At 69.3% G+C, this 7,914-nt stretch carries 9 protein-coding genes and 3 pseudogenes; 4 read left to right on the top strand and 8 right to left on the bottom strand.

Going from position 1 to position 7,914, the window contains the following annotated elements:
* The first annotated feature begins 1,074 nt into the window (after positions 1–1,074).
* Positions 1,075–1,278, top strand: coding sequence for a cold-shock protein (locus ACFW2E_RS35760; protein WP_384465723.1), 204 nt, complete (start codon positions 1,075–1,077; stop codon positions 1,276–1,278).
* 49 nt (positions 1,279–1,327) lie between these two features.
* Here ACFW2E_RS35760 and ACFW2E_RS35755 read toward each other — a convergent pair.
* Positions 1,328–1,618, bottom strand: a pseudogene (locus ACFW2E_RS35755) (transposase); the annotation flags it as partial.
* Here ACFW2E_RS35755 and ACFW2E_RS35750 point away from each other — a divergent pair.
* Positions 1,569–1,712, top strand: a pseudogene (locus tag ACFW2E_RS35750) (IS5/IS1182 family transposase); the annotation flags it as partial. The pseudogenes ACFW2E_RS35755 and ACFW2E_RS35750 sit on opposite strands and share 50 nt — an antisense overlap.
* A gap of 877 nt (positions 1,713–2,589) precedes the next feature.
* Here the strand turns inward: ACFW2E_RS35750 and ACFW2E_RS35745 are convergent.
* The 6 genes from ACFW2E_RS35745 to ACFW2E_RS35720 form a co-directional block, all read right to left on the bottom strand.
* Positions 2,590–2,760 carry a hypothetical protein gene (locus tag ACFW2E_RS35745; protein ID WP_384472824.1) on the bottom strand — a complete coding sequence of 57 codons (171 nt, stop codon included), beginning with the start codon at positions 2,758–2,760 and terminating at the stop codon, positions 2,590–2,592.
* Positions 2,761–3,060: 300 nt separating this feature from the next.
* Positions 3,061–3,654 carry an alkaline shock response membrane anchor protein AmaP gene (amaP, locus tag ACFW2E_RS35740; RefSeq protein ID WP_384472821.1) on the bottom strand — a complete coding sequence of 198 codons (594 nt, stop codon included), beginning with the start codon at positions 3,652–3,654 and terminating at the stop codon, positions 3,061–3,063.
* 10 nt (positions 3,655–3,664) lie between these two features.
* Entirely contained in the window at positions 3,665–4,354 is a 690-nt protein-coding gene (locus ACFW2E_RS35735) for a DUF6286 domain-containing protein (protein ID WP_384472818.1), read from the bottom strand.
* The gene (locus ACFW2E_RS35730) at positions 4,351–4,551 is read right to left on the bottom strand and encodes a hypothetical protein (RefSeq protein WP_384472815.1); all 201 of its coding nucleotides are present in this window, start codon (positions 4,549–4,551) and stop codon (positions 4,351–4,353) included. Before ACFW2E_RS35730 ends, ACFW2E_RS35735 begins: the two co-directional genes overlap by 4 nt.
* Before the next feature lie 242 nt (positions 4,552–4,793).
* A complete protein-coding gene (locus tag ACFW2E_RS35725) occupies positions 4,794–5,021 on the bottom strand; it encodes a hypothetical protein (protein WP_384472812.1) in 228 nt (75 codons plus the stop codon).
* A 37-nt stretch (positions 5,022–5,058) separates the two neighbouring features.
* The gene (locus ACFW2E_RS35720) at positions 5,059–5,490 is read right to left on the bottom strand and encodes an Asp23/Gls24 family envelope stress response protein (RefSeq protein ID WP_384472809.1); all 432 of its coding nucleotides are present in this window, start codon (positions 5,488–5,490) and stop codon (positions 5,059–5,061) included.
* 678 nt (positions 5,491–6,168) lie between these two features.
* Between ACFW2E_RS35720 and ACFW2E_RS35715 the strand changes: the two genes are divergently transcribed.
* Positions 6,169–6,408: a hypothetical protein gene (locus ACFW2E_RS35715; RefSeq protein ID WP_384472806.1), complete on the top strand. Its 240-nt coding sequence runs from the start codon at positions 6,169–6,171 to the stop codon at positions 6,406–6,408.
* A gap of 129 nt (positions 6,409–6,537) precedes the next feature.
* Here ACFW2E_RS35715 and ACFW2E_RS35710 read toward each other — a convergent pair whose 3' ends face one another.
* Entirely contained in the window at positions 6,538–6,699 is a 162-nt protein-coding gene (locus tag ACFW2E_RS35710) for a hypothetical protein (RefSeq protein ID WP_384472803.1), read from the bottom strand.
* Between the two features lie 369 nt (positions 6,700–7,068).
* Between ACFW2E_RS35710 and ACFW2E_RS35705 the strand changes: the two are divergent.
* Positions 7,069–7,469: pseudogene (locus tag ACFW2E_RS35705) on the top strand (fatty acid desaturase); the annotation flags it as partial.
* Positions 7,470–7,914: the final 445 nt, after the last annotated feature.

Here is a 7,914-nt window from a genome sequence, read left to right as displayed (position 1 = left end):
GGGGGGGGCCCGGCGGGGGGGGGGGCCGCCCCCCGGCGCCAATCTTCCCCCACCGGGACACCCCCCCCGGGGCCCGGGGGGCTCCCCCCACGGGGGGCCCGCGGCACCACAGCGAGATGTCATCCTCCTCCTCGGTGAGGTCCGGCCAGCGCTTCAGAAGCGCGGCTACGAATTCGGCTATGCGCTCGGTCGGCGGGTGAACCTCGCCGGTGCCGATGCAGCGGTCGTACAGGTCATTGAAGAACCGGCCTGCAGCAGCGTCGTCCTCTGGGAGGTCGATTGGGAGGTCGGTGCGAGTTCCCCGGCTCCGGTTGAAGGTCCCCGTGATGACCTGCCAGCCGAGCGACGTGGAAAGCGTTGAGGACGGTGTGCGGGTGCTCCGGGCCCAGCGCGCGGCTTCGGTCCTGGAGAAGATCGGCGAAGAGGCGGGGCGCCTTGCACGGATTGCCCTTCAAACCGGTCCAGTAGGCGATGTCGTGCCGTACCGCGAATGTTGCGACAGCCGGGGTCATTGATCCGCAGTGCGTCGGTCAGCAACCTCTGAAAAATGGCGCGACGCCGCACGGCGATCCCCGCGGACGGCGGTCCAGCAGGCCGCGTTGCGGCGAGCGACAACTGGCCCTGACAATCCGCCTCCAGCCGGACGAACAGTTCCAGCGCGGCGGACGTATTGCTCACAGCTCCGATCCACGAGGCCGGTCAACGTCGCTCCCGCAGTTCCTGAAGGGCCCGGTCCGGGGCGAGCGTCAGGGTGGCAGACCGAAGAGACATCAGAGCTTCGCCGGGACGCCGAGGCTCGACGACGGCGGTCCTGGTCAGGGGCATCGCGCCGCCGCGGCCCTTCGGCTCGGACGAGCCGGAGGGCCGTGCTGAGCAGCAAGGTCCGGGCTGATCCGCCAAGTACCAATGGAAAACAGGCTGCCTGCGGCAGACCTCCTGTCCGGCGCAGCCGATCCGGCCGGTCACCCGTACGGCGTAGGCGGACACAGTCGATCTCGGCCGCAGGGTGTGAGATAGGCGGTGCAGGCCGTCATGGCCGTCGCGATCGTAATGGGCAGGATGGAGGATTGTGGCGTGGTGCAGGGAACGGTGAAGTGGTTCAACGCGGAGAAGGGCTTCGGCTTTATCGCGCAGGATGGTGGAGGCCCGGACGTGTTCGTGCACTTCTCGGAGATCGAGGGAACCGGGTACCGGGGCCTGGAGGACAATCAGAGGGTGGAATTCGAGATCACGCAGGGCCAGAAGGGGCCGCAGGCCTCACGGGTCCGGGTGATCTGACACCCGCTCATCCTGCGGCCGCGTCGGCGCAGACCATGAGGGCCTCTCGCCACACCTGTGGCGAGGGGCCCTCGGTGTGACGGGCCGGATGGCGGGTCTGTCGGCTTCGACGAGCGGTGGCCCCGGACGGGCCGGACACGGGCGGGACCTGCGACCACGTGCAGCTCGTCGTGGCCACGAAGATGATCGCGGCCAGTACCTCCCGGTCTCCGTACCTGCGCCGGCCACCACCCTGCGGCCGCGTCGGCGCCTCCGGTACCACCCGCTGGAACAGCTCCCACAGCGAGATGAGACGAACCGTCGAGCGGCTGATCAACAAGCTCAAGGCCTGGCGAGGCATCGCCACCCGATACGACAAGACCCCGGACAGCTACCTCGCCGGCCTCCATCTGCGCGCCTCGATGATCTGGATCAAGGACCTCACGAATGGGGCGCCGACGCCCGACGGCATCGGCCTCCACTTCGTGGGCAGCGTGACCTGTACGAAGAGTCTCACCGAGGGGCTTCAGTGCAGCGGCGAGGCAGCCGGCCTCGGCAACTCTCGCACCGACGCGTTCCTGACCGCCGACTCCGTCAATGCGGAGTACGTGTGCGTCAACCGCGGCGGCAACATCGCCCCCGGTCAGGGCACGGAATTCCAGAACGTGACCGGCCCGGTCGAGCACATCCGGCCGCGCAACGGCCAGATCACCTTCAAGGACGTCACCATCCCGCCGCCCGAGACCCCCTCGGCTGGGGAGGTCTGCCCCAACGGGAACTGGAGCGTGACCCTGACCCACCTGTCCTTCAGCGGCGTGGTGCTCCACATCCAGCAGGACGGCAACGACATCCTGACGCGTAACCTCGGCTTCATCGACCCCTGATCCTGAGGAGTGCATCGCCCGGGGCAGGGTCTCCCTGCCCCGGGCGCGTTGTCCATCGATCGGGATGAGGCGCCGGGGGGCGGCGGCAACCCCGCGCCCTGATCGCGACGCCCCCCGATCCCGATCTCAGTCTGAGACCGGTTGACGGACGAAACCGCAGTTCTGATGCCCTTGGATTGACGGCACTTCGTGACGGCAACACCGGTGCACGCTGCCGCATCAGGAGAGCTAGTCACGCACCGTGCAGGCAGGCGGGTGCAGCCGCGCCCCTCACCATCGGATCACCCGGATGAACTCCTAAAGCGGGTGTCGCAGGTTCGAATCCTGCTGGGGGAACAGTGCATTACCCCTCTGACCTGGGGTTTATCCCCCAGGGAGGGGCCCCTGCTCGGCCTCGGACTCGTCCGGGGCCATTTGCGTAATTGGGGCCGCGCCGGGGCCGGGCTGTTCAGACAGCCGGGCGCCGGAAGGAGCGCCATAGAGAGCGGGCCACCAGGTAGAGCAGATCGACGATGAGGAGCAGTACGCCGGCGGACAGCAGAGAGAGCATGCCGTCGACGGTCGCGCCGATGGCGGCCAGAGCGATTCCGGCGATGAGCTGGGTCAGGAAGAGGACCATGACGGGATGCCTCCCGGGACGGAACCGCGCGGGACCTGCCTGGCCTCTCGTCTACGGCGGGACACGCTGTGACTGGGCTCGGTCTCGCGTCGGCCTAGGAGCGGTACGTGACGTCCCGGTGCAACAGGGCGCTGCCGTCGGTGGCGGCGACAGCCAGGCTTCCCCTTGTCCCAGAGCAGCTCGGACCGGTCCTGTCGCGTGGCTGGTGCCATCGAGTGCGCCAAGTCGAAGCGAGTGCGGGTTCCAGCAATCCGGGACGTCTCGCAGCCGGTGACCCATGGGGCTTCGGCCCAAGGAGACTCAGGCGGTGCGTTGGGCGCGGTGGCGGACTTCGCGGAATCGGACCTTCGACGGGAGGCCGTCCAAGCCGGCCGAGTCCCGTGCGTGTACGAGTGTCTCCTGGCTCAGTCGACCCAGGGTCCACGCCGGATCCGCGTCAGGCTCCAGCAACAGCCGAACGCTTGCGGTGGGAGCGGTACGCCGGCCCGTCAGCCGTACATGAGCCCGCGAGACCCCGTCCAGGGCCTCCGCCTCTTCCTCGATGACGTCCTCCAGCGTGCGCCCATTGAGTCGCGCCGCCGTGCCGTCTTCGCTGTCGACCAGGACCTGGTCCAGGCGGCGTCTGCGCTGCGCGAGGAGCCACCACAGCAGCAGGGCCAGCAGCACGACGAGCACCGCGATGACAGTCGGCCACCACCAGCCCTCTCCCCGCCACCGGGTGCGTCCCTCGGTGCCCAGCACCACATCGTCCGGCCCACGGAACGGCCACCAGCCCGGCATGCCGAAATCCCCGCGGCGTTGCAGATCGAGGCCGCCCAGCAGCACGCCGCCGCCCAGGGCGAACAGTCCAAGGCCCAGAAGCCCCAGCAGCACCCGGTTCACTGTCTTGAGCACCCGGCTCACCTCAGTCCTTCCTCGGGCGCCGGACGCGCACGGTCAGCGCGGGTCGTCGGGCGAGTCCCAAGAACGTCACGGCATCGCCCAGCATGGCGTCCAGGTCCGCGCGGACTGCTTCGAGATCGCGGAAATGCGCCCGTGCCCGGACTTTGACCTTCCGGCGACCGACAGCGACCTGCGCCGACTGGACACCGGGCACCTGCACCGCCCGGTCGCGCAGAACCAAGGCGGCCGCGCGACGGTCCAGCCCGGCCCGGACGTCCTGCGTCCCGGGGCTACCCGTGGGTTGCCGCATGGGTAGCAGCCTGCGCAGTCCGGGCGTCACCGCCAGCAGGAAAAGCCACAGGCCGAGGGCCATCGCGACCGCGGCCCCGACGATCATCCAGGTGTCGTCCAGGGGCCGTGTGGCCAGTTCCCCGGCGAGCCGCCGCCGCCAGCGCATCGCAGGGCGGCCTGCCCGCACCGAGACCACGTCGTACAGGAGCAATCCGATGGCCGCGGCGGACAGCAGGGCCACCAAGGCCGCGGGAATCCGCCGCGATGACCAGAATCGGTGTGCCGACCGGCCTGTTTCGTCGTTCGCCGCCGTCGCGCCCGCGCCCGTCGCCGGCGTGCCATCGGCGGACGGAGCCGCCTGTCCGGAATCCGGGGGAAGGCCGCTGTCACCGGTCGATGGCCGCCCGGTGTTCGCGCTCATCTCACCCTCTCCTGGTCCGGGTACCGCGAATGCACCGAGTGCAGCCTCTCGACCGACACCACGAGGTCGGACACATCCATACCGGCCCATGCCCGGATCCGTTCGACAACCTCCCGGCGCACCGCGGCGCACTGCGCCCCGATGTCGGCCGGATAGCCGAGTTCGACCGTGATGCGCAGCTGTGCCGCGCCGATCACCTGCTTCCGTCCGGCAGCAGATTCGCCGTCACGTGCTGCGGTACCACGCTCCGGCGCCCGTCGCACTGACGCGGTTACGCGTGGCGTCCGGCGACCGGGTGGCACGCGGCCGGCCGACTCGGTGAACCGGCTCAGCGCCTCGCGCGCCACCCGGGAAGCGATCTTCGCAACTACCCGGTCGGCGACGGTGATCCCGCCACGCTCTTCGCGGGGGATGCCCGGACGCCGGTCTGCTTCACCGTTCACTGACGCCAGTCTCCCCGAGCCCGCCGCTGGTCATCGTGGATCCGCTCCTGCCGGTCTCGGCGGCGGACGAAGTCGCCCGGTTCGAGATCACCTTCCATCAACCGCCCGACCACGAGACCGACGACGCCCAGCGTCAGCACCAGCAGGAAAGCCCAGAAGCCACCGAAATAGGCGGCGAAACCCAGCGCCATTCCGGCCATCAAACCCACCACGGCCCTGCTCATCACGCGCCCCTTCACTCGAGCGGCTGCTCCGTTCCGGCTACCGGATCTGCTGCCGCTCTTCCTCTTCGTCCTCCTCGTCGGGCAGCTTCACGTCGCTGACCGTGATGTTGACTTCCACGACTTCCCGACCCGCCATCCGCTCCACTGCGGAGATCACGCTCTCCCGCACCGCACCGGCCACGTCCGTGATCGAGACGCCGTAGTCGACGACGATCTCCAGGTCGATGGCCGCCTCCCGCTGTCCGACCTCGACGCTGACCCCGCGTGTGGCGGACTTGCCGCTACCGGCGCCAGGCATCCGCTCCCGCATGGATCCCATCGAGCGGGCGAATCCGCTGCCGAGGGCGTAGACGCCGGGCACATCCCGTGCCGCCATTCCGGCGATCTTCTCCACCACCACATCGGCGATGGTCGTCCGGCCGCGAGAAGCGGGCGCACCGCCGTGCCTTGGGCCGCTGTTCTCAGTCATTGGGATGTTCCTCCCTTATGAGGCCCACCTGACACTCACTATTGAGATTATCTTTGTTTAGTAGGTTTTGCCCTATTCAAACGCTGTGGAGTGAAGTGGGTGAATGGGTGGCCAGGGGAGAGGGGAAGAGAAGGTGAAGAGTCGGTGAAAACCGAGGCGTGGACGCAGACAGTACGGCTTCAGCTCGGTCTGGGCCGACTGCTTCCACTCGGCGGGCCCGACGACGGGACATGGATCACCGAGCAAGCGGCCGTCCAGGCCCTCGGGCGTGCCGCGGCCGACCTTCCCGGCGTTCGGCTGGAGTCTCTACGCATCGGGCCGGCGCCGCTCGAACCCGTGTCCGAGCCAGCCGTCCGTCCGCCGGCCAGCGCGCTGCCGCCCGGCCCGCTCAGGAGCGAAGCCGCCTTCTCGGCATCGCTCGGGCAGCCACTGCCCGAAACCGCCGACCAGTTGCGGAGCACACTGCTCGACGCGGCCGCTGAACGGCTCGGCCTGGCCACGGTGACAGCCGACCTGCGCGTCACGGATCTCTATGAGGGCCCGGAGACAGGCGTGACAGCGCGGACAGCGGCGAGTGCCGTGAGGCCTACGCCGGAAGCCGTAGCCGCAACCGCACGAAGCTCGCCCCCGGTGACCGGAGCAGGATCCACAAGGGGGTCTGGCGGGGAGCTGGCGGACGTGGCGATGGGGGTCCCGGGCGTCGCCCGTCTCACCGCGGTGCTGGGGAGCCGCCCTCTCAAGGTGGAGGACCATGCCGACCCACCCGGCCGGCACATCGAGGTCCACCTCGCGGTCGCCTCTGGACACCATCCACTGGAAGTCGCCCGCGCCGTCCGGACCGCCGTAGCCGACGCAGCGGCCACTGGCGCCCCGGGCCCGGTCACCGCCGCCGTCCTCATCACGGAAACCGCGGCCTAACCAGCCCGGCGTCAACGGCAGCTCGACGTATTCGGCCTGATCCGATCCCGATCTCGGGCCCTCGCCCTCGGCGCAGACCACACCCCGGCCACCTGTCCGAACTCAGAGACGTCCGCCTCGGCGCTGTTACTACTGTCGGCGCCTAAACGCTCTCCGGATCAGCAGGAAGGCCGCAATGGCGATCAGGGTGATCCCCATCAAAATCACGATGACCCCGACGACGAGCAGAAGCATCCCAAGCAGGATCAAGATCGACCCGATGATGAGAAGAAACATCGCGAGAACGGTCACGGTCGCCTCCTGCGCCCCCTCCGACTCTGACTCCTTCCGGCCCTCCATCGCAAATATGTCCGGACAAAATCCGGAATGCGCCGCCCACCGATGATGCCCGCCTGCTGGGGTCCGGCCCACTTACGGGCTGGCCTCGGTTCTGCCGTGAAAGCGCGCTGATCACTCCAGACGCTTTGCCTGTCCTGTCATGGTGTGAGACCTGCCCGTAGGGCCTGCGCAGCCGCTGACCGACGAAGCAGACGTCCTCCTTGCTCCGCGGTCGCGCGACGCACTACCCGCAGTGGAGGACGCGCCCTACCTGCGGCCCGGTCCCAGCGGCTCCCGGGGCGGTGCCGAGCCATAGGCCTACTTCGGAGAGAGTTCACCATCATGACCAGAGACACCACGGTGCGCCCCCGGCCCTCGGAGGCGTCCGGCAGTGACTTCGCCCGATTGTCGAGAAAGATCACTGCTGCCGGGCTGCCGGGCTGCCGGGCTGCCGGGGTGCCGTCCCGGCTATTACGCACTGCGGATCACAGTGGTGGCCGGGCTCTATGTAACTGGTTGGGCCGCCGTCGCGATCATCAGCGACGGTTGGTGGACACTGGCGGTCGGGGTGGATCGCCGGTGCCGGTATCGGGATGGGCTACGGGTGGTGGCAGGACAAGCACACCCGCCACCACGCCAACCCCAACCACGAGGACCTCGACCCCGACCTCGACCCCGACCTGCTGGTCTGGTCCCAGGACCAGGGCCGGGCCGCCAAGGGGCTCCCACGCCTGATCGGCCGCTGACGGGCCGGTGGCCTTTCGGCCTGGGCCCCGTCGACCGTCCGCGCCGCAGTTCGCACACACGGCCCGAATCCACGCCGCCTCCCCCCACCGTGCCCCGGCGGAGGCCGATGGCGCCATGGCCCACCCACCGCATCGCACCTGCTGTCCTTGTCGCCGCCGACGAAGACGCGGCCCTTCGCCGGTGCCCATGCTGCTCCCGCGTCCTCCTTTCGCTCGTTTCCGGTACGGATTACATGGGTGGGGCGCCCCGGAGTGAACACGACATCCTGGAAGGGGTCAGGGCCATGGAGGAGAGCAGGACGACGGCCGGCAGGCCGCCCGGCGGCCGCGACAGGGAACAGGTCGAACCGGAGCAGGTGCGGCGCACCGTTGCAGAGGCGTTCGCGGCGGCCCGCTGGCGCGGGAGCGACCCCCCCCGCGCCCTCGCCCCCGCGGTGTGTTG

The organism is Streptomyces sp. NPDC058964, from assembly GCF_042741275.1.
Classification (GTDB): Bacteria; Actinomycetota; Actinomycetes; order Streptomycetales; family Streptomycetaceae; genus Streptomyces.
This window is presented reverse-complemented; position numbering and strand designations above follow the sequence as displayed.